Source organism: Curtobacterium sp. NPDC087080 (assembly GCF_044745105.1).
GTDB lineage: Bacteria > Actinomycetota > Actinomycetes > Actinomycetales > Microbacteriaceae > Curtobacterium.
On record NZ_JBIUZP010000007.1, the window covers coordinates 34024 to 52979 of the forward strand.

Annotated in this window: 20 protein-coding genes; 6 read left to right on the forward strand and 14 right to left on the reverse strand. The window is 69.5% G+C overall.

The features are described 5' to 3' along the window. Window positions 1–62 precede the first annotated feature (62 nt). The 6 genes from ACIPEQ_RS15730 to ACIPEQ_RS15755 all read right to left on the reverse strand — a co-directional run bounded on the left by ACIPEQ_RS15730 (window position 63) and on the right by ACIPEQ_RS15755 (window position 3949). Complete coding sequence (locus ACIPEQ_RS15730; protein WP_058748771.1) at window positions 63–356, reverse strand: WXG100 family type VII secretion target; 294 nt, start codon at window positions 354–356, stop codon at window positions 63–65. 233 nt (window positions 357–589) lie between these two features. Further along, a complete protein-coding gene (gene rplI, locus ACIPEQ_RS15735; protein WP_069712629.1) occupies window positions 590–1042 on the reverse strand; it encodes a 50S ribosomal protein L9 in 453 nt (150 codons plus the stop codon). 14 nt (window positions 1043–1056) lie between these two features. Further along, complete coding sequence (gene rpsR / locus ACIPEQ_RS15740) at window positions 1057–1314, reverse strand: 30S ribosomal protein S18 (protein ID WP_017887834.1); 258 nt, start codon at window positions 1312–1314, stop codon at window positions 1057–1059. Window positions 1315–1364: 50 nt separating this feature from the next. Then, window positions 1365–1943: a single-stranded DNA-binding protein gene (locus ACIPEQ_RS15745; RefSeq protein WP_126889961.1), complete on the reverse strand. Its 579-nt coding sequence runs from the start codon at window positions 1941–1943 to the stop codon at window positions 1365–1367. Between the two features lie 3 nt (window positions 1944–1946). Further along, on the reverse strand, window positions 1947–2318 hold the full coding sequence (gene rpsF, locus ACIPEQ_RS15750; RefSeq protein ID WP_058728349.1) for a 30S ribosomal protein S6: 372 nt from the start codon (window positions 2316–2318) through the stop codon (window positions 1947–1949). Between the two features lie 194 nt (window positions 2319–2512). Then, complete coding sequence (locus tag ACIPEQ_RS15755; RefSeq protein WP_402715899.1) at window positions 2513–3949, reverse strand: CCA tRNA nucleotidyltransferase; 1437 nt, start codon at window positions 3947–3949, stop codon at window positions 2513–2515. 121 nt (window positions 3950–4070) lie between these two features. Between ACIPEQ_RS15755 and ACIPEQ_RS15760 the strand changes: the two genes are divergently transcribed. From ACIPEQ_RS15760 to ACIPEQ_RS15785, 6 genes are all read left to right on the forward strand, one after another. Next, entirely contained in the window at window positions 4071–8261 is a 4191-nt protein-coding gene (locus ACIPEQ_RS15760; protein WP_402715900.1) for a DUF6049 family protein, read from the forward strand. Between the two features lie 134 nt (window positions 8262–8395). Continuing rightward, the gene (gene trxB, locus ACIPEQ_RS15765) at window positions 8396–9394 is read left to right on the forward strand and encodes a thioredoxin-disulfide reductase (RefSeq protein WP_126889963.1); all 999 of its coding nucleotides are present in this window, start codon (window positions 8396–8398) and stop codon (window positions 9392–9394) included. A gap of 63 nt (window positions 9395–9457) precedes the next feature. Next, on the forward strand, window positions 9458–9784 hold the full coding sequence (trxA, locus tag ACIPEQ_RS15770) for a thioredoxin (RefSeq protein WP_022832611.1): 327 nt from the start codon (window positions 9458–9460) through the stop codon (window positions 9782–9784). Between the two features lie 211 nt (window positions 9785–9995). Beyond that, window positions 9996–11300, forward strand: coding sequence for a PLP-dependent aminotransferase family protein (locus ACIPEQ_RS15775; RefSeq protein ID WP_402715901.1), 1305 nt, complete (start codon window positions 9996–9998; stop codon window positions 11298–11300). Between the two features lie 40 nt (window positions 11301–11340). Beyond that, a complete protein-coding gene (locus ACIPEQ_RS15780) occupies window positions 11341–12303 on the forward strand; it encodes a D-alanine--D-alanine ligase (RefSeq protein WP_402715902.1) in 963 nt (320 codons plus the stop codon). A 65-nt stretch (window positions 12304–12368) separates the two neighbouring features. Then, window positions 12369–13028, forward strand: coding sequence for an ElyC/SanA/YdcF family protein (locus ACIPEQ_RS15785; protein ID WP_402715903.1), 660 nt, complete (start codon window positions 12369–12371; stop codon window positions 13026–13028). 812 nt (window positions 13029–13840) lie between these two features. Here ACIPEQ_RS15785 and ACIPEQ_RS15790 read toward each other — a convergent pair. The 8 genes from ACIPEQ_RS15790 to rpmH all read right to left on the reverse strand — a co-directional run bounded on the left by ACIPEQ_RS15790 (window position 13841) and on the right by rpmH (window position 18856). Next, entirely contained in the window at window positions 13841–14818 is a 978-nt protein-coding gene (locus ACIPEQ_RS15790; RefSeq protein WP_402715904.1) for a ParB/RepB/Spo0J family partition protein, read from the reverse strand. Beyond that, window positions 14818–15711, reverse strand: coding sequence for a ParA family protein (locus ACIPEQ_RS15795; RefSeq protein ID WP_402715905.1), 894 nt, complete (start codon window positions 15709–15711; stop codon window positions 14818–14820). The genes ACIPEQ_RS15790 and ACIPEQ_RS15795 overlap by 1 nt, the downstream gene beginning before the upstream one ends. Window positions 15712–15792: 81 nt before the next feature. Beyond that, window positions 15793–16437 (reverse strand): 16S rRNA (guanine(527)-N(7))-methyltransferase RsmG, encoded by a 645-nt coding sequence (rsmG, locus tag ACIPEQ_RS15800; protein WP_402715906.1) that lies wholly within the window; start codon window positions 16435–16437, stop codon window positions 15793–15795. Further along, window positions 16434–16931, reverse strand: coding sequence for a R3H domain-containing nucleic acid-binding protein (locus ACIPEQ_RS15805; protein ID WP_126889970.1), 498 nt, complete (start codon window positions 16929–16931; stop codon window positions 16434–16436). Before ACIPEQ_RS15805 ends, rsmG begins: the two co-directional genes overlap by 4 nt. After that, complete coding sequence (gene yidC, locus ACIPEQ_RS15810; protein WP_402715907.1) at window positions 16932–17894, reverse strand: membrane protein insertase YidC; 963 nt, start codon at window positions 17892–17894, stop codon at window positions 16932–16934. Window positions 17895–17902: 8 nt separating this feature from the next. Next, window positions 17903–18298, reverse strand: coding sequence for a membrane protein insertion efficiency factor YidD (yidD, locus tag ACIPEQ_RS15815; protein ID WP_402715908.1), 396 nt, complete (start codon window positions 18296–18298; stop codon window positions 17903–17905). Further along, window positions 18295–18657, reverse strand: a complete 363-nt coding sequence (rnpA, locus tag ACIPEQ_RS15820) for a ribonuclease P protein component (RefSeq protein WP_402715909.1) — start codon at window positions 18655–18657, stop codon at window positions 18295–18297. Before rnpA ends, yidD begins: the two co-directional genes overlap by 4 nt. Before the next feature lie 61 nt (window positions 18658–18718). Further along, window positions 18719–18856 (reverse strand): 50S ribosomal protein L34, encoded by a 138-nt coding sequence (rpmH, locus tag ACIPEQ_RS15825; protein WP_019181680.1) that lies wholly within the window; start codon window positions 18854–18856, stop codon window positions 18719–18721. Between the last annotated feature and the right edge of the window lie 100 nt (window positions 18857–18956).

The following is an 18956-nucleotide window of genomic DNA, read 5'->3' on the forward strand; positions in this document are numbered from 1 at the left end:
GGCCCGTCAGTGGGCCGCCCGTCGTCCGGAGCGGTCTGTGGTCGACCGCCCGGTGCCCCGCGCTACTTGATGGCGTTCGCGAGTTCCTGGTCGGTCTGCTGCAGCGCCTCGGCCGCCTTGTTCAGGTACATCGACATGCCCTCGAGACCCTCGATGGTCTTCGTCGCACCGTCGTTGAACTCCTGGTACGAGCTACCGAACGCGACCGACGACTGGTCCGTCACGTAGCCGCCGGAGATCAGCGAGTCCACCAGGGCCTTCAGCTCCCGCAGCTTCGAGGTGATGTCCTGCTCACCGTTCACGAGTCGGGTCGCGGCGTCCTGCATCTCGCCGTAGGTGACGTTCAAGTTGGGCATGTCGTGCTCCTGGTCTCGATGTCGTTCGCCTCCGGTACCGGAAGCCGAGACGACGGTACCGGCGCGGATGCCCCCGAACGGGGGTGTTCGAGGGCTGTTCACCTGGAGTTCCGCAGCACGAGCGGGCGATGAACGCCGCGTGCACGGCCGACCGTCCGACGGACGTGACCCGCGCGCACGACGAAGGGCGGGCCTCCCGGAGGAGACCCGCCCTTCGACGGTGGTGACGCTGCTTACTTGGCGGCGACGACCTGCAGGGAGATCACCGCGGTGATGTCCTCGCGCAGACGCACGGTGGCCTCGTGGTCACCGACGGTCTTGATGGTCGCGGGGACCTCGACCTTGCGCTTGTCCAGCGAACCGACGCCCTGCGCCTGGACGGCGTCGGCGACGTCGCCCGGACGGACGGAGCCGAAGAGACGACCGTCCTTGCCGGCCTTGACGGTCAGCTTGATGGTCGCGTTCTCGAGCTTCATCTTGAGGTCCTGGGCCTCTTCGATGGTGGCGAGCTCGCGAGCGGCACGGGCCGCACGGATCGACTCGACCTGCTTCTCGCCGCCCTTGGACCACGCGACAGCGAAGCCCTGGGGGATGAGGTAGTTGCGGGCGTAGCCGTTCTTGACGTCGACGACGTCACCGGCGGAACCGAGGCCGGAGACCTCGTGGGTGAGGATGAGCTTCGACATGGGAAGTCCTCCGATCAGCGGCCGGAGCCGGCGTAGGGGAGGAGCGCCATCTCACGGGCGTTCTTCACGGCACGGGCGATGAGGCGCTGCTCCTGGACGGAGACGCCGGTGATGCGACGGGCGCGGATCTTGCCACGCTCCGAGATGAACTTGCGAAGGGTCGCGACGTCCTTGTAGTCGATGACGCCGACCTTGATCGACTTCGCGGGAGCGGCGTTCTTGCCGCCCTTGCCGCGAGGCTTCCGGCGGTCGCCGGTGCTCTTTCCAGCCATTGTTTGTCCTTAGAGAAGAAGAAGTTGTGTGTCCGTCAGACCGCTGAGGATCAGAACGGGGTCTCGTCGTCGTACGAACCGCCGGGCTGGCTCCACACGTCGTTCGACTGTGCGTTGCCGCCCTGCTGGCCGCCCTGGGGCGACCACGGTGCGTCCGACTGACCGCCGCCGTTGCTGTTGCCGTTCCAGCCGCCGCCGTTCCCGCCCTGGCCACCACCGGAAGCGTTGCCGCCCCCGACCTGGCCACGACCGCCGCCGGAGCCACCCGCAGCACGGGTGACCTGTGCGGTCGCGTAGCGGAGCGACGGGCCGATCTCGTCGACCTCGAGCTCGATGCTCGTGCGCTGCTGGCCCTCACGGTCCTGGTAGGAGCGCTGACGCAGACGACCCTGCGCGATCACGCGCGAGCCCTTCGTCAGCGAGCCCGCCACGTGCTCGGCGAACTCGCGCCACACGCTCGCACGGAGGAACAGCGCGTCGCCGTCCTTCCACTCGTTCGCCTGACGGTCGAACGTGCGAGGGGTGGATGCGATGGTGAAGTTCGCCACCGCGAGCCCGTTCTGCGTGTAGCGCAGCTCGGGGTCCGCGGTGAGGTTGCCCACCACCGTGATGACGGTTTCGCCGGCCATGACCTACTCGGCGCTCGCGGTCGCGTTCGCGGCCTTGCGGGCCGCGCGGGCCTCGTCGCGCTGCTTCTGCGCGGCGACCTGGGCGATCGCCTCTTCGGCGCGGAGGACCTTCGTGCGGAGCACGGCCTCGGAGAGACCGAGCTGACGGTCGAGCTCCTTGGCGGCCTCGGGGGTCGAGGTGAAGTCGACGACGGCGTAGATGCCCTCGGACTTCTTCGCGATCTCGTAGGCCAGGCGACGACGGCCCCAGACGTCCACGTTGTCGACGGTGCCACCGTCGTTGCGGATGACCGCGAGGAACTTGTCCAGGCTGGGAGCGACGGTGCGCTCGTCGATCTCGGGGTCGAGGATCGCCATCAGTTCGTACTGGTGCATGCGGAACCCACCTCCTTTGGTCTCGGCGGCTCCGGGCGGTTCCCGGAGCAGGAGGGTTGATGCATGTGTCCGGACACGCAGGAGCGCGCGGACAACCCCACTAGCCTAGCTCACGGCCTGGAGGCGCGCCACCGGCTGTGCAGAGCGGCTCCGGCCCGCCAGGCGGTCGCGTTCGATCCGGCGGTCGCGGCCTGTCAGGCGGTCGCGTCGCGCTCGGCCCACCAGGTGCGCAGGCGCTGCTCGGCCTCGTCCGCGCCGAGGGGACCCTCGTCCATCCGGACCTCGAGCAGGTGCCGGTACGCCTCGCCCACGGCACGCCCCGGCGGGATGTCGAGGATGCGCATGATGTCGTCGCCCGTCAGGTCGGGACGGATCGCGTCGAGCTCCTCCTGGTCGGCCAGCGCCGTGATGCGGTCCTCGAGGTCGTCGTAGGCGAAGCCGAGGCGGTCGGCCTTGCGGCGGTTGCGCGTCGTGACGTCCGAACGGGTGAGCTCGTGCAGGCGCTCGAGCAGCGGACCGGCGTCGCGGACGTAGCGGCGGACGGCGGAGTCGGTCCAGGCGCCCTCGGTGTAGCCGAAGAACCGCAGGTGCAGTTCGATCAGGCGGGACACCGCGGCGATGGTGTCGTTGTCGAACCGCAGCGCCCGCAGCCGCTTCTTCGCGAGCTTCGAGCCGACCAGGTCGTGGTGGTGGAAGCTCACGGCCCCGCCGGGCTCGAGCTTCCGGGTCGCCGGCTTGCCGATGTCGTGCAGCAGCGCCGCGAGCCGGAGCACGGTGTCGGGTGCCTCGCCCGGGTGGCGCTCGGCCTCGTACCCGATCGCCTGGGACAGCACCGTCAGCGAGTGCTCGTAGACGTCCTTGTGGTGGTGGTGCTCGTCGATCTCCAGCCGCATCGCGGGGAGCTCTGGCAGGAAGCGCTCGGCGAGCCCGGTGTCCACGAGCAGGCGGATGCCGGGGACCGGCTCGGACGTGTTCAGCAGCTTCACGAGCTCGTCCCGCACCCGCTCGGCGGACACGATCTCGATCGAGTCGGCGAGCTCCGTCATCGCGGACCGGACCTCGTCGGACACGGTGAAGCCGAGCTGCGCGGTGAAGCGTGCGGCACGCATCATCCGCAGGGGGTCGTCGCGGAACGAGACGGGAGCCGCCTGCGGGGTGTGCAGTCGTCCGGCGAGCAGGTCCTCGACCCCGCCGTGCACGTCGACGAGCTCGCGCTGGGGGAGTCGGAGCGCCATGGCGTTCACCGTGAAGTCGCGGCGGAGCAGGTCGTCCTCGATGGTGTCGCCGAACGCCACCTCGGGCTTGCGGGTCTCGCCGTCGTAGACGTCGCTGCGGTAGGTCGTAATCTCGACCTGCTCGCCGGCGACCCGGGCGGCGATGGTGCCGAACTGCCGGCCGACGTCCCACGTGGCGCTCGCGATCGGCTCGACGATGCGCAGGACGTCGTCGGGGCGGGCGTCGGTCGTGAAGTCGAGGTCGGTGACCGCACGGCCGAGGAACGCATCGCGCACGGGCCCGCCGACCAGGGCCAGCTCGTGTCCGGCGTCGGCGAACGCCCGAGCGAGGGTGGCGACGGGCTCGGTGGCGGCGAGTGCGTCGAGTCGTTCGACGGCCTGGGCAACGGACTGCATGACGGCCCCCATCTTCCCAGACCCTCCGCGAGTTCTGCACAGACCGAGCGCGCACGGGTTCGTCCCGTGCGCGCCCTCGTACACTCGTGCTCGGCCGGAACCGACCCTCGGGCCCTCCTGTATGCACATCCTCCGCTCCACGCTCGCCGCCGCAGCCACGGCCCTCGTCGCCATCGGCCTCGTCGTCACGCCCACCGGCCCAGAGGCCGCGCACGCCGCCGCGGCCGACAGCACCACGACCCGCACCGCGGCGCCGGCCGCTGCCGACCGGGGGAAGACCTCGGTCTCGATCGCCCCCGCGAACCGCGGGATCGTCCGGCGCGACCAGGAGCTCCAGCTCACCGTGACGGTGACGAACGACACCGACACCGAGGTCCCGGAGGGGTCGGTCGAGCTCGACATCTTCCGCTCCGAGAGCACGCGGGACGTCCTCTCCGACTGGCTCGCCGACACCAGCGCGACCGGTTACCTCGGCGCCCCTATGGACTCCGCGGACGTCCCGGCGGTCCCGGCGCACCGATCGGTGACGCAGACGGTGACGATCGCGCCCGGCAACGTCGCCCTCGGCGGGTACTCCTCGTTCGGCGCCCGACGCATCGCCGCCGAGTACACCGCGGACGGCACCTCCGCGGTCGCCCGGTCCGCGATCACCTGGTACCCGGACTTCCAGCAGACCCCGGTCGGCGTCTCGGTCGCGATGCCGATCACCCTCCCCGCCACCGCCGACGGCGTGATCAGCGCCGCCGACCTCGCCGCGGCGACCGCGGTGGACGGCACCCTCACGCAGCAGCTCGACGCCGCCGCCGACCACAACGTCGCCCTCGGGGTCGATCCGCGGATCGTCGCCTCGATCCGGCTGCTGGGCGAGAACGCCCCCTCGAGTGCGCGCACCTGGCTCGACCGACTCGAGGGGCTCCGGAACGAGACCTTCGCGCTGCCCTGGGCCGACGCCGACGTCACCGGGCTCCGACAGGCCGGGGCGGACGGCATCCCCGGCGTGATCTCCCTCGACCAGGAGGTCCGCGAGCAGAACTTCCCCGGTGCCAGCACGCCGACCCCGACCCCGACGACCCCCGACTCCGGGACGCCGACGGCCACCGCCGGTGCCGCCCCGGACGAGACACCGGACGCGGGGCCGACTTCTCCTGACGGCGCGACCGCGGACCCCCAGGACGGCGCAACACAGGACGCGACGGGCCAGGACGGGACGGCACAGGACGGCGCCGACGGCGCGACCACCACGCTGCCGACCACCGCGAGCCTGCTGGACTTCCCGTACGCGCTCGACGACGTCGCCTGGCCGGTCGAGGGCACCCTCGCTGCGGACGACCTGCCGGCGCTCGCGAAGGCGGGCACCGGGACGACGATCGTCGCGAGCGGCAACACCTCGGCCGGCCCGGACACCACCGTCGCGGCCTCCGAGCGCATCGGCGACCAGAAGGTGCTCGTCGCCGACCAGGGCATGTCGGCGCTGCTCCGCGAGGCGGCCACCGCGACCGACCAGCCCGACCACGACACCGCGATGGCCGAGCTCACCGCGACCCTCGCCACCGCAGCCCGCTCCGGCAGCGCCCAGAGCCCCGTGCTCCTGACCCTCGGCCGCGAGTGGCCGACCGACTCCACGATGCTGAGCAGCGCCCTCGACGCGCTCGAGGACACCCCCTGGGTCTCGCCCTCGGACCTGTCGACCGCGGCGCAGGCCACCGCCGGCTCCCTCACGCTCGCGCCCGCGGACGACGGGCCGGACCGCCTCGACCAGCTGCGCCGACTGGTCGAGAGCGAGCAGGACCTCACCGCCTTCGCGTCGGCCGTGGACGACCCCACGCTGGTCACCTCCCCCGCACGGCTGCGGCTCCTCGCGCTGTCGTCCAACGCCTGGCGCGACGAGTCCGACGCCCTCGCCACCGCCGTCGCCAAGCAGGTCCGGACCTGGACGCAGACCACCGACCAGGTCAGCATCCCCGACTCGAGTTCACTGACCCTGCTCGGCGACCGTTCGTCGTTGCCCGTGTCGGTGCGCAACCGGTCGGAGTACCCGATCACGGTGCTCCTGGACGTCCAGCCGTCCAGTTCGGCGCTGCAGGTGGTCCGCAACGCCATCGAGGTGAAGCTCCAGCCGCAGTCCTCTACCCGGACGACCATCCCGGTCCGCTCGGTCGCGAACGGCAAGGTCAGCCTGACCATGTCCCTGACGACGACGACCGGGGTCACCGTGTCGGAACCCACCACGGTCGAGCTGAACGTGCAGGCGCAGTGGGAGACGGTCATCACCGCCGTGGCCGCGATCGGTCTCGTCGCGATCTTCGGCTTCGGGATCTTCCGCAGCATCCGCAAGCGCATCCGCCGCCGCAACGGCGAGCTCGACGACGAGGACGACGACGACCCGAACCGTCCGCTCGCGGTCCAGCCCGATGCCCCCGGCGCCCCTGCCCGGTCGGGAGGCTCGTCCCACGTCGCACAGGCGGCACCCGCCGCCGCCGTGGTCGGCACCACTGCCGCGTCCGGTCCCGCGCGCGTCGCACCACAGCAGGCCGGTACGCGCCCTGCGGACGCGACGGTGGACGACGGCGGCGAGCCGCGCCTCCAGGCCGGCCGTCCGGACCAGGACGACACCACGCCAGATCCCGAGGAGCCGATCATCAGCACGCAGCAGCAGCCCGCCGTCGACGCGGAACCCGCTGCCGAGCGGGACCTCGGACGAGCGAGCGCGATGCTCGCGGCGGGCACGATGCTCTCGCGCGTCCTCGGCTTCGGCAAGACCTTCGTGCTGGCGTTCGCGATCGGCCAGGCGTCCTCGCCGGGTGCCGACGCATTCGCCCTCGCGAACCAGCTGCCGAACAACATCTACGCGCTCATCGCCGGCGGCCTGCTCTCGGCCGTGCTCATCCCGCAGATCGTGCGCTCGATGCAGCAGAGCAGTGACGGTGGGACGGCGTACGTCAACAAGATCGTGACGCTCGGTGCCACCGTGTTCGTCGTCATCACGATCGTCGCGACGGTCCTCGCGCCGTTCCTCGTCTTCGTCTACAGCCAGCAGGCCAGCGGTGACGGCAAGGGCTTCACGCCGGCCCAGACGGACCTCGCGGTGGCGTTCGCCTTCTGGTGCCTGCCCCAGATCCTCTTCTACGCGCTGTACTCGCTGCTCGGCGAGGTCCTGAACGCCAAGCAGGTCTTCGGTCCGTTCACGTGGGCGCCGCTCATCAACAACGTCATCGCGATCGCCGGCCTCGTCGTCTTCATCGCGATGTTCGGCGGCCAGCAGGTGAACTCCTCGGTCGACGGCTGGACCCCGCTCAAGATCGCCGTCCTCGCGGGGAGTGCCTCGCTCGGCGTGTTCGCGCAGGCAGCGTTCCTGCCGTTCTTCTGGAAGCGGGCCGGCCTGTCGTTCCGACCGGACTTCCGCTGGCGCGGGGTCGGCCTCAAGGCGACCGGCACGGCCGCCGGGTGGCTCTTCGCGATGATCCTCGTGACGCAGCTCGCCGGCATCGTGCAGTCGCGCGTCGCGTCCCTCGGGACGGGTGCCGCGGGCAACGCGGTCCTGCAGAACGCGTGGCTGCTGTTCATGCTCCCGCACTCGATCTTCGCGGTGTCGATCGCGACGGCGTACTTCACGCGGATGAGCCACGACGCCGGCCGCGGTGACCTCGACGCCGTGCGGCGCAACCTGTCGCTGTCGCTCCGGATCGTGGGGCTGTTCACGGTGTTCGCGTCGGTGGCGCTCATCGTCGTCGCCGTGCCGTTCGGACGCATGTTCGGCGGCACGTACGAGCAGGCGCTCTCCATCGGCGCGGTGCTGCTCGCCTACATGCCCGGCCTGGTGCTGTTCAGCATGCTCTTCATCATCCAGCGGGTCTTCTGGGCGATGCACGACCACCGCACGCCGTTCCTCATGCAGTGCGTGCAGTCGGTGCTGTTCGTCGTCGGCGCCCTCGCCGTCGCGACCTTCCCGCAGAGCATCGTCGGCGTCTCGATCGCGGCGTGCACGACGCTCGCCGGCACCGCGCAGACGATCATCGCGCTCGTCCTGGTCCGTCGTCGCCTGAACGGCATCGAGGGTCCCCTGGTGGCCCGCTCCCACCTGCAGTTCGTCGTCGCTGCGCTCGTCGCCGGCGTCGTCGGCGCGGTCGTGGTGTGGGCACTGGGCACGTTCTCCTCCGGTGGCTTCGCGATGTCCGACCGGACCGGTGCGCTCGTGACCATCGCCCTCGCCGGTGCGGCGATGGCGGTCGTGTACTTCGGTGTCCTGGTCGTCGCCAGGAACGGCGAGATCGCGAACGCGGTCAAGCTCCTCCGCGGCCGACTCGGACGCTGACCGGCGGCTGTCCGCCCACCGGCTGTCCGCCCACCGGCTGTCCGCTCACCGGCTGTCCGCTCACCGGTGGGCCGGAATGTCCCGCCGGTACCATGTGTTGACCCGGTCAGCACTCAACGGAAGGGCAGCGAGGCATGCGCCAGCTCATCATCATCGGTTCCGGTCCCGCCGGGTTCACCGCCGGCATCTACGCCGCGCGCGCGGAGCTCAAGCCCCTGATCGTCGCGTCCAGCGTCGAGACCGGCGGCGAGCTCACCAAGACCACCGAGGTCGAGAACTTCCCCGGCTTCCCCGAGGGGATCCAGGGTCCCGACCTCATGATCAAGATGCAGGAGCAGGCCGAGAAGTTCGGCGCCGAGGTCCTGTACGACGACGCGGTCTCGGTCGACCTGACCGGCGAGGTCAAGAAGGTCACCGTCGGCTCCGGCGAGACGTACGAGGCCCTCGCGGTCATCTACGCGACCGGTTCGGCGTACCGCCACCTCGGCCTCGCCGACGAGGAGCGCCTGTCCGGCCACGGCGTGAGCTGGTGCGCGACCTGCGACGGCTTCTTCTTCCGACAGAAGAACATCGCGGTCGTCGGCGGCGGCGACTCCGCGATGGAAGAGGCGACGTTCCTCACCCGCTTCGCCGACAAGGTGACGGTCATCCACCGCAAGGACTCCCTGCGCGCATCGAAGATCATGCAGGACCGCGCGATGAACGACCCGAAGATCGAGTTCGCGTGGAACAAGGAGGTCACCGGGATCACGGGTGACTCCGCGGTCGAGGGCGTCACGCTCCGCGACACGGTCACCGGTGAGGAATCCTCGCTCCAGCTCGACGGACTGTTCATCGCCATCGGCAACGACCCGCGCACGCACCTGATCCACGGCCAGATCGACCTCGCACCGGAGGGCACCATCGCGGTCCAGGGTCGCTCGTCGCGGACCAACCTGCCGGGTGTCTTCGCCGCCGGTGACGTCATCGACCCGACCTACCGCCAGGCGATCACGGCAGCCGGTTCGGGCACGGTCGCTGCGCTCGACGCGGAGAAGTACCTCGCCGACCTCGACGACGCGCTCGTCGACCAGGCCGAGGGCGTCACCCCCGAGGGCCCGGCGATCATCGACGTCGAGGCCGCACGGGCCTGACCCGGACCGGAATACCGCAGCGGCCCAGCCGTTGCACCAACTGAACTTCTCGAAGGAGCACACATGTCCAACGCAAAGGCCGTCACCGACGCCACCTTCTCGGACGAGGTCCTCAAGTCCGACAAGACCATCCTCGTCGACTTCTGGGCCGAGTGGTGCGGTCCGTGCCGCGCCGTCTCCCCGATCCTCGACCAGATCGCCGCGGAGCACGCCGACAAGATCGAGATCGTCAAGCTCAACGTCGACGACAACCCGCAGTCGGCCATGAACTACCAGATCACGTCCATTCCGGCGATGAAGGTGTTCAAGGGCGGCGAGGTCGTCAAGACGGTCATCGGCGCGAAGCCGAAGCCCGCACTCGAGGCCGACCTCGCCGAGTTCCTGGCGTAGTCACCGCGAAGCACACGACGGCCCTGCTCTCCCCGGAGAGCGGGGCCGTCGTCGTTCCGGGGGAGCGACGGGGCAGCGACAGGGGAGCGCCGGGGGAGTGCCAGCTGGGCGTGGGCGGGCCACAGCTTCAGGATCTGCCCCCGTCTCCCACCGCGGATGCGGGGAGCGATGTCGTAGTGTGGCGGGAATGTCCCACTGAACGGAGCACACGATGACGAACGGCAACAGCCTCGACCCCTGGTACGACTCCTACGCCCAGCGGACCGCCGGGCTGAGCGCTTCCGAGGTCCGAGCCCTGTTCGCCGTCGCATCACGACCCGAGGTGGTCTCGCTCGCCGGCGGCATGCCGTACGTCTCCGCGCTGCCGCGGGAACTCGTCACCGGGTCGATCGACCGCGTGATGACCGAGGACGCCGCCATGGCCCTGCAGTACGGCGGCGGACAGGGCCTGCGGTCCCTCCGCGAGCACATCGTCGACGTGATGAGCCTTGAGGGCATCCGCGCCAGTGCCGAGGACGTCGTCGTCACCACCGGCTCGCAGCACGCGCTCGACCTCGTCACGCGGCTGTTCATCGACCCGGGTGACGTCGTCCTCGCCGAGTCGCCCTCGTACGTCGGCGCCATCGGCGTCTTCCGCTCGTACCAGGCGGAGACCGTCCACGTGACGACCGACGAGCACGGGCTCGTCCCGGAGGCGCTGCGCGAGGCGATCGCAAACCTGCGGACGCAGGGCAAGCGGATCAAGTTCCTCTACACGATCCCGAACTTCCACAACCCGGCGGGCGTCACGATGAGCCGTGAGCGCCGCATCGAGGTCCTCGACATCTGCCGCTCGAACGGCATCCTCGTGCTCGAGGACAACCCCTACGGGCTGCTCTGGTTCGACGAGCCCGCGCCGCAGGCGATCCGCTCGATCGACGACGAGGGCGTCGTCTACCTCGGCTCCTTCTCCAAGACCCTGGCCCCCGGCTTCCGCGTCGGATGGGCCCTCGCGCCGCACGCCATCCGCGAGAAGCTCGTGCTCGCCAACGAGTCGGCCGTCCTGGCACCGAACTCGTTCGGTCAGTACGTCGTGAACGCCTACCTGGACGCCGCAGACTGGAAGGGGCAGGTCGACACCTTCCGGGGGCTCTACGCGGAGCGCAGGGACGCGATGATGGCCGCTCTGGGGGAGTTCCTGCCCGACCTGACGTGGACGAAGCCGAACGGCGGGTTCTTCGTCTGGCTCACACTGCCGGAGTCGCTCGACTCGAAGGGCATGCTGCCGCGGGCCGTGAAGGAGCTCGTCGCGTACACGCCGGGCACCGCCTTCTACGCCGACGGTCGCGGGGGTGGGAACATCCGCTTGTCGTTCTGCTACCCCACACCGGACCAGATCCGCGTCGGCGTCAAGCGCTTGGCGACCGTCATCAACGACGAGCTGGAGCTGATCGAGACCTTCGGTCACGCAACCCGCCCGAGTGCGGTCAGCGAGTCGCGGTCCACGGTCATCGCCCCGCCGCCCAACGTCTCCTGACCAGCCCTTTCACCGCCAGTTCCCCTCGGAGGACCCTCGCATGGCCGAGCTCACCCGTCGTCACGTCGTCGTCGTCGCGGGAGGGATCTCGCACGAGCGCGACGTCTCCCTCCGCTCGGGTCGACGCGTCGCCGATTCCCTGACTGGGTACGGCTGGCAGGTCGATCTCCGCGATGCCGACGCCGGGCTGCTGCCCGCCCTGCGTGCGTCGCGCCCCGACGTCGTGTGGCCGGCCCTGCACGGCGCCTCGGGTGAGGACGGGGCCCTGCGGGGCATCCTGGAGGCGCTCGACATCCCGTTCGTCGGCTCACGTTCGACGTCCGCTCGGCTCGCGTGGGACAAGCCCACCTCGTCCGCGCTGGTCGCGCGCGCAGGCGTGCGGACCCCGCGCTCGGTCACGCTGTCGCACGACGTCCTCCGGGAGCTCGGGGCGGTCGGCGTCCTCGACGCCATCGCGGCGGAACACCCCGTGCCCCTCGCAGTGAAGCCCGCCCGTGGCGGCAGCGCGCAGGGCGTCACGTTGGTCGAGGACCCGCACGACCTGCCCCGCGCGATGGTCTCCGCGTACACCTACTGCGACGACGTCGTCGTCGAACAGCTCATCCGCGGGACCGAAGTTGCCGTCGGGATCATCGACACGGGCGACGGTCCGGTCGCCCTGTCGGCGGTCGAGATCGTGCCGAAGAGCGGTACCTACGGTTTCGAGGCCCGCTACAACGCGGGGGAGACGACGTTCTTCACGCCGGCACGTCTCTCGGATGACTTCGGGCGAGCAGCGGCCGATGCTGCGGTCGCGGCACACACGGCCCTCGGCCTGCGACACGTCTCCCGTGTCGACCTCATCGTCGACGGCGCCGGCACCCCCTGGTTCCTCGAAGCCAACGTGCTCCCGGGCCTCACGGAGACATCGCTGGTACCGCAGGCCCTCAGCGCTTCGGGCTTCGACCTCGGTTGGACGTACGCAGAACTCGCCGAGCAGGCCATCCGCGACCACCACGCCTGATCGTGACGCAGAAGGGCAGTGTTCCACGTGGAACACTGCCCTTCTGCGTTGCTGCCGTCGGAGCCATGGCGGTCGTCGCGCTCGCGTTCGGTGAGGCAGTGCACGCCCGTTCTGCTCGTCACGCCCGTGGTGAGCTCGGATTGGCTCGCGCCGCCGGCGCGTTGGACGGTGCTCCGCGAACACCCGACAGGAGCAGCGTCATCGTCCTGGGCTTCGGGAATCGGGGGACCGGGCCGAACGTCGTGAACAAGTGGCGCGCAAGGATCGCACACAGGACCGCACTGCGGCTCGCAGCGGCCGGAGCAGCCGTCACCATGATCTGCTGTGGTGGACCCGTCCGCGGCGCCCGTCCTGAAGCAGACCTCCTGGCGGAAGCCCTTCGCGCCGACGGCTGGCGGGGTCCGATCCTCCTTGACCGGACAAGCACTTCGACCTGGGAGAACATCGCCAACGCCCGTGTTCTCCTCGGTGCTCCGAGCTCGATCGCGATCTGCTCGAACGGGCTGCACGCTGCGAAGGCTCGCGAGTACCTCCGTCGCCAAGACGCCGCGTTGGCCGAGCGGCTTGTCCCTGCTGATGACTACCGCTTCGGGGAGATGATCCTCATCAAACCGATCTTCGCCGTGGTCGGCCTCTGGAAGCTCCGACAGGCTCGGCACGTTTCACGTGGAACACTTACGATACACGTGGGTGGTCAGCGCGCGGTCTCGCGCCCCGGTCCCTGACGTCCGGCGATGCCCGGGCAGCCGTCGTACCGCCATCCCGACGTCCATCTCTCCCAGAGTTGCGAACGGGCGCCTCGCTTGGTGCGCCTCGACGCGGCCTGCGGCGACGCTCAACGGGGTGGAGCACAGCACAGGACTGCTCGGCCGGGACCTCGCCGCCGGGGTCTGGCGACGGTGGCTGCACACAACAGGATTTGGACCCCTGCGCTCACCGAGTCACCGCCCATGCGCTCATGCCCGCGCGCTTCGGTCTCCGAACGGGCGACAGCAGCGCGCGCAGCATCGGCGCTCAGCAACCGTTGCATGTTGGTCGGCTCATTCGCGGCGCCACTGCTCGACGGGCACGCGCAGAAAGACAACTGGCGCGGATTGTCCGTCGTGTTCCTCCGGGAGGGACAATGTCAGAACCAGCGCCGGACCTCGTCGCGACTGGGTGAGGACGGAGATCAGCGGCCCGCCCGGAAGGGCGACCGGCATAGATGGGTGACCTCTCCACTCTGCTGGACCTCGAGGCCAACGACGACCCCGGCCAACTTCGCGCGGCCAGCAAAGGTGGCCATCCCCACCATGTTCCACGTGGAACAACGACAATTACCGTGCACCCATGCAACACGAACGGTCCAGCCGTCGTACCTCGGGCGCCCTGAGCCTCTCTGTGCGGCGCGCAAGCTCGAAACAGGTCCAGATGTGCCCCGGGCGCCCTCGGTCGCTCAGCGAGACGCACAGGGCCAGCAGTGCGGCCGCCCGGCGCGATGGGTCAGCCGCGAGCGCTCGACTCGTGCGGCAGCGCCGTCTCGAGCGGACCCCTGGGCTCAGTCAGCGACGTCGCTGATCCCCAGCTCGGAGAGGATCCGGTTCAGGTCGTCGCCGTTGGCGAAGTCGATCGTCACCGAGCTCTTCCGCGCACCGACGGCGATCTTCACTCGGGTGTTCAACCGGTCACCGATGCGCTCGGCGAGGTCGTTGAAGTGCGCCTGACGCTTCGAGGGCTCCGTCTTCGGCTTCACCGGGGTCTTCGCCGCAAGCTGTTGAGCGATGGCCTCGGCGGCGCGAACCGACAGGTCCTCGTTGACGATCTTCTCGGCGAGGTACTCCATCGCCTCAGCATCGGGTGCCGCGAGGATGGCGCGCGCGTGACCGGCGGAGAGCACACCTGCCGCCACACGGCGCTGGACGGGGGAGGGGAGCCGGAGCAGACGGATCGTGTTGGTGATCTGTGGCCGGGAACGACCGATGCGCTGCGCGAGCTGCTCCTGCGTGATCCCGAAGTCCGCGAGGAGCTGCTGGTACGCCGAGGCCTCCTCGAGCGGGTTCAGCTGGGCGCGGTGCAGGTTCTCGAGCAACGCGTCCCGCAACATCGCGTCGTCAGGGGTGTCCTTGACGATGGCGGGGATGGTCGCGAGCCCGAGCTCCTTCGTCGCACGCAGGCGGCGCTCACCCATGATGAGCTCGTACTGCGGCTCGGTCCCTGTGGCGCCGGCGATCGGACGGACGACGATCGGCTGGAGAACGCCGATCTCACGGATCGAGTGGACGAGCTCCTGGAGCTCCTCCTCGCGGAACTCCTTGCGCGGCTGCTGCGCGTTCGGCACGACGTCGAGCGGGTTGAGGTTCGCCAGGCGCGCACCGGGCACTGCGACGAGGTCTTCAGCGGTCGTGCCTGCCGACGGCGCGGACGCCGGCGATCCGCCGGTCGGGAAGAAGACGTCGACCGGGCGGTCCTGCTGGTCCGAGGCCGTGGGGATCAGGGCACCGATGCCTCGTCCGAGTCCGGTTCGCTTGGGTGCCATCAGTCCTGCGCTCCTCGTGCTGCGATCTCGGCTGCCGCTTCCAGGTAGGAGAGCGACCCGGACGAGTTGACGTCGTACGACACGACGCTCTGTCCGTAACTCGGTGCTTCGCTGACCCGCACCGACCGGGGGATCACGGCCTTGAGCACCTGGTCACCGAAGTGTTCGCGGACGTCGGCCGCAACCTGGTTCGACAGGTTCGTGCGTCCGTCGAACATCGTCAGCAGGATCGTCGAGACCCGGAGGTTCGGGTTGAGGTGCCGCTCGATCAGCTCGATGTTCCGCAGCAGCTGGCTCAGCCCCTCGAGCGCGTAGTACTCGGTCTGGATTGGGATCAGCACCTCCTGCGCAGCGACGAAGGCGTTGATCGTCAGGAGTCCGAGCGAGGGCGGGCAGTCGATGAAGACGTAGTGGTAGGGCTCGTCGAGCGACGACAGGTACTGGTCGAGTGCCGTCCGGAGCCGCTGCTCGCGAGCGACCAGGGACACGAGCTCGATCTCCGCACCAGCGAGGTGAATGGTGGCCGGCACGCACCAGAGCGTCTCGGACTCGGGGGAGCGCTGCACCGCGTCTGCGATCGGCGCTTCGTCGACGATGACGTCGTAGACGCTCGTGACCTCGGCCTGGTGTTCCACGCCGAGCGCCGTCGACGCATTGCCCTGCGGGTCGAGGTCGATCACCAGCACCCGAGCACCGCCGTGGGCCAGTGCTGCGGCGAGGTTCACCGTGGTGGTCGTCTTCCCGACGCCACCCTTCTGGTTCGACACCGTGAAGACGCGGGTCTTCCGGGGGAGCGGGAACTGTTGCGTGGCGATCGCCCGGCGGCGCCGGTTGAGATCCGCGATCTCACGAGCCAGGGGCGTCGACGCGTCGTAGTCGGTCGATGAACTCAACGAAGACCTCTTCCCCGGGTCAGTGTTCCACGTGGAACGTCGGGCGTTCGATGTCCGGCGGAGCCGGACCCAGCCGCGGCGTCAGTCAACTGTAGCCCGGAAGACTCGCGTGGTCTCCTCGACCACACCGTCCCCGAGCTCGAGCACCTCGACGTCGGTCAGCCGCTTGCGCAGGATGACCTTCCGAGCCTTCTCGATCTCCTCGTCGACCCGCGCGCCCTTCATCAGGATGAGCTGTCCACCCGAGCGCACGAGCGGCACCGTGAGGGGGATCAGCTTCGACAGCGCGCTCACCGCACGTGCAGTGACCTGGTCGACCACGACCGCATCCGCGACGTCCTCGGCCCGCCCACGCAGGACGGTGACGTTCTCGAGACCGAGTCGCTCGGACTCGGCGTTCAGCCAGTCGCAGCGGCGCTCCATCGGCTCGATGAGCGTGAATGAGACGTCCGGGCGGGCGATGGCCAGCACCAGCCCGGGCAGCCCGGCGCCGGAACCGACGTCCGCGACGCGACCGTCAGCCTCCAGGAGGGGACCCAGCAGTGCGGAGTTGAGGATGTGTCGAGTCCAGAGTCGGGGAAGTTCGAGCGGACCGATCAGGCCCAGCTCCTCACCGCGACGAGCGAGCTCCGCGGTGAAGGACCGTGCGAGCTCGATGCGGTCGCCGAACAGCAGCGCAGCCGCCGCCGGCTCCTGCTCCAGGACCGGCGTGGCCTCGTCCGTCATCGCGTGACGACCGTGTGGCGGTCTCGTCCCTCGCCCTCGGACTCCGAGTGGAAGCCCTTCTCGGCGACCAGGTCGTGCACGAGCTTGCGCTCGTACGACGACATCGGGGGCAGTGCCGCGGTCGACGAACCCGCCTCGATGCGCTCGACAGCCGTGTCGACGAGGCGCTGGAGCTCGGTGGCACGAGCATCGCGCGAGCCGCCGATGTCCAGGATGAGCCGGCTGAACTCGCCCGTCTCCGCCTGCACGGCGATGCGGGTGAGCTCCTGCAGGGCCGACACGGTGTCCGGCTTCGAGAGCACGCGCAGCGCGCCGTTCTCGTCCGTCACGGAGAGGTAGACCCGACCCGCACGCTCCTCGATCTCGATGTCACCGTCGAGGTCGCAGATGTCGAGGAGCTCCTCGATGTAGTCCGCTGCGATGTCCGCTTCGTCGCGGGTGTCGTCCGACTCCACGGGGGCGTCGACGGTGGGGGCGGTGTCCTGCTCGGTCACTTACTTCTTCCCGTTCTTCTTGGAGCGGTTCTTGCCGACGGGCTGCTGACGCTGCGTCGTCACCCGGACGGGCTCGACCTCGACCGCGGACGAGCCGGCACCGGCCTCGGCGAGCACCGGGGTGCCACGGCGCTGGGCCTTCTTGGCGAGACGGGCCTCGCGGGCGAGCGCTGCCTCGGAACCCGGGGTCGGCATGCTGCGGATCACGAAGTACTGCTGCGCCATCGTCCAGATGTTCGAGGCGAGCCAGTAGAACATGACGCCGAGGGGGAAGCTCAGACCGGAGATCACGAAGACCAGCGGGAGGATGTACAGCATCATCTTCTGCTGGCGGTACATCGGCGACGCCTTGGTCTCCGGCGACATGTTCTTCGCCACGAGCTGCAGCTGGGTGACGAACTGCGACGCGGTCATCACGACGATCATGAAACCGGCGATGACCCGGACCTCCCACCCGGAGGCGTTGGTGAAGGTCTCGTGCAGGGGAGCGCCGAACAGGGCGGCGTTGCCGAAGTCCTGCGCCAGGGTGTTCGTGAGCAGGCCGATGCCCGTCTTGTTGATCTGCGCCTCGTGCAGCACCGAGTACAGCGAGAAGAAGATCGGCATCTGGATGAGCAGCGGCAGGCAGGAGCTCAGCGGGTTCGTCCCGGTCTCCTTGTACAGCGCCATGGTCTCGCGGCTCATGGCCTCACGCGAGAACTGGTCCTTCTTGCCCTTGTACTTGTCCTGGATCTTCTTCAGCTGCGGCGCCACCTCGAGCATGCGTCGCTGCGACTTGATCTGCCGGACGAAGATCGGGATGAGCGCGGCCCGGACCACGAAGGTCAGGAAGATGATCGACAGCACCCAGGTGATGCCGGCCGACGGGTCCATGCCGATCGACTCGAAGATCCAGTGGAAGGCCACGAGGATCGCCGAGACCACCCACTTCAGTGGCCAGAGGATCGTTCCGATGAAGTCCATGAGGACGGTCACGCCTTTCGAGTGCGCTGGGGGAGCAGGACCGGACGACGGTCATCGCCGGACGGCTGGGGGTGCAGCTGGGACGGGGGGAGCACGAACCCGAACCGGGTCAGGCGGTAGGGACGATCACGCTCGCGCACGTCGTCGATCCCGCCTGCGGCCCACGGGTTGCACCGCGCGATCCGCCAGGCCCCCATCGCCGACCCGCGCACGACGCCGTACTGCTGGATGGCCTCGAGCGCGTACCGTGAGCACGACGGGTGGTAGCGGCAGACGTTCCCGTACAGGGGAGAGATGACCGCGCGGTAGGCGCGCAGCACGACGACGCACACGTTGCGCGGGAGCAACGCGACGACCCAGGCCAGTCGGTTCAACGCCAGCCGGGTCCACTGGATGCGGTTCATGCTGCCTTCTCCACCCCGCGCGCGAAGGAGCGCGAGACGTCTTCGAGCAGGGTAGGCCATCCGGCCTGCGCCGCGGCTGGCAAGGCCCTGATGACCACGTCATGGCCGGTCGGCACCTCGGTCAGCAGCTCGTGGGCGATCGCCTTGAACCGTCGTCGGACCGTGTTGCGGGTGACGGCGTTGCCGACCGTCTTCGCGACGATGAACCCGAACCGCGTCCGACCGTCCGGACCGGGTTCGGCCCCGACGGGTCGACGGACCACGGATACGACGACGTGCGCCGTGGCGCTCCTGCGACCACGACGCACGACGGACCGGTAGTCGTCACCACGGACGATGCGGTTGGCGCGGGCCAACACGATCGCTACCGGGTTCCGATTCGGGACCGGATCAGGCGCTGCCCCGAGGGGCGGAGCCCGATCAGGCGCTGAGCTCGGTGCGGCCCTTGCTGCGGCGCGCGGCGAGGATGGCGCGGCCGGCACGGGTGCGCATGCGGGCGCGGAAGCCGTGCTTCTTGGCGCGACGACGGTTGTTCGGCTGGAAGGTGCGCTTGCTCATGATGATCTCCACTCGGCTGCGCTCGAGGACGGGCTCAGCGCGAGCCGACACGTATGTCTGGACAGCCGCTCGACGGAACCGAACGACACGACGGGCGCGA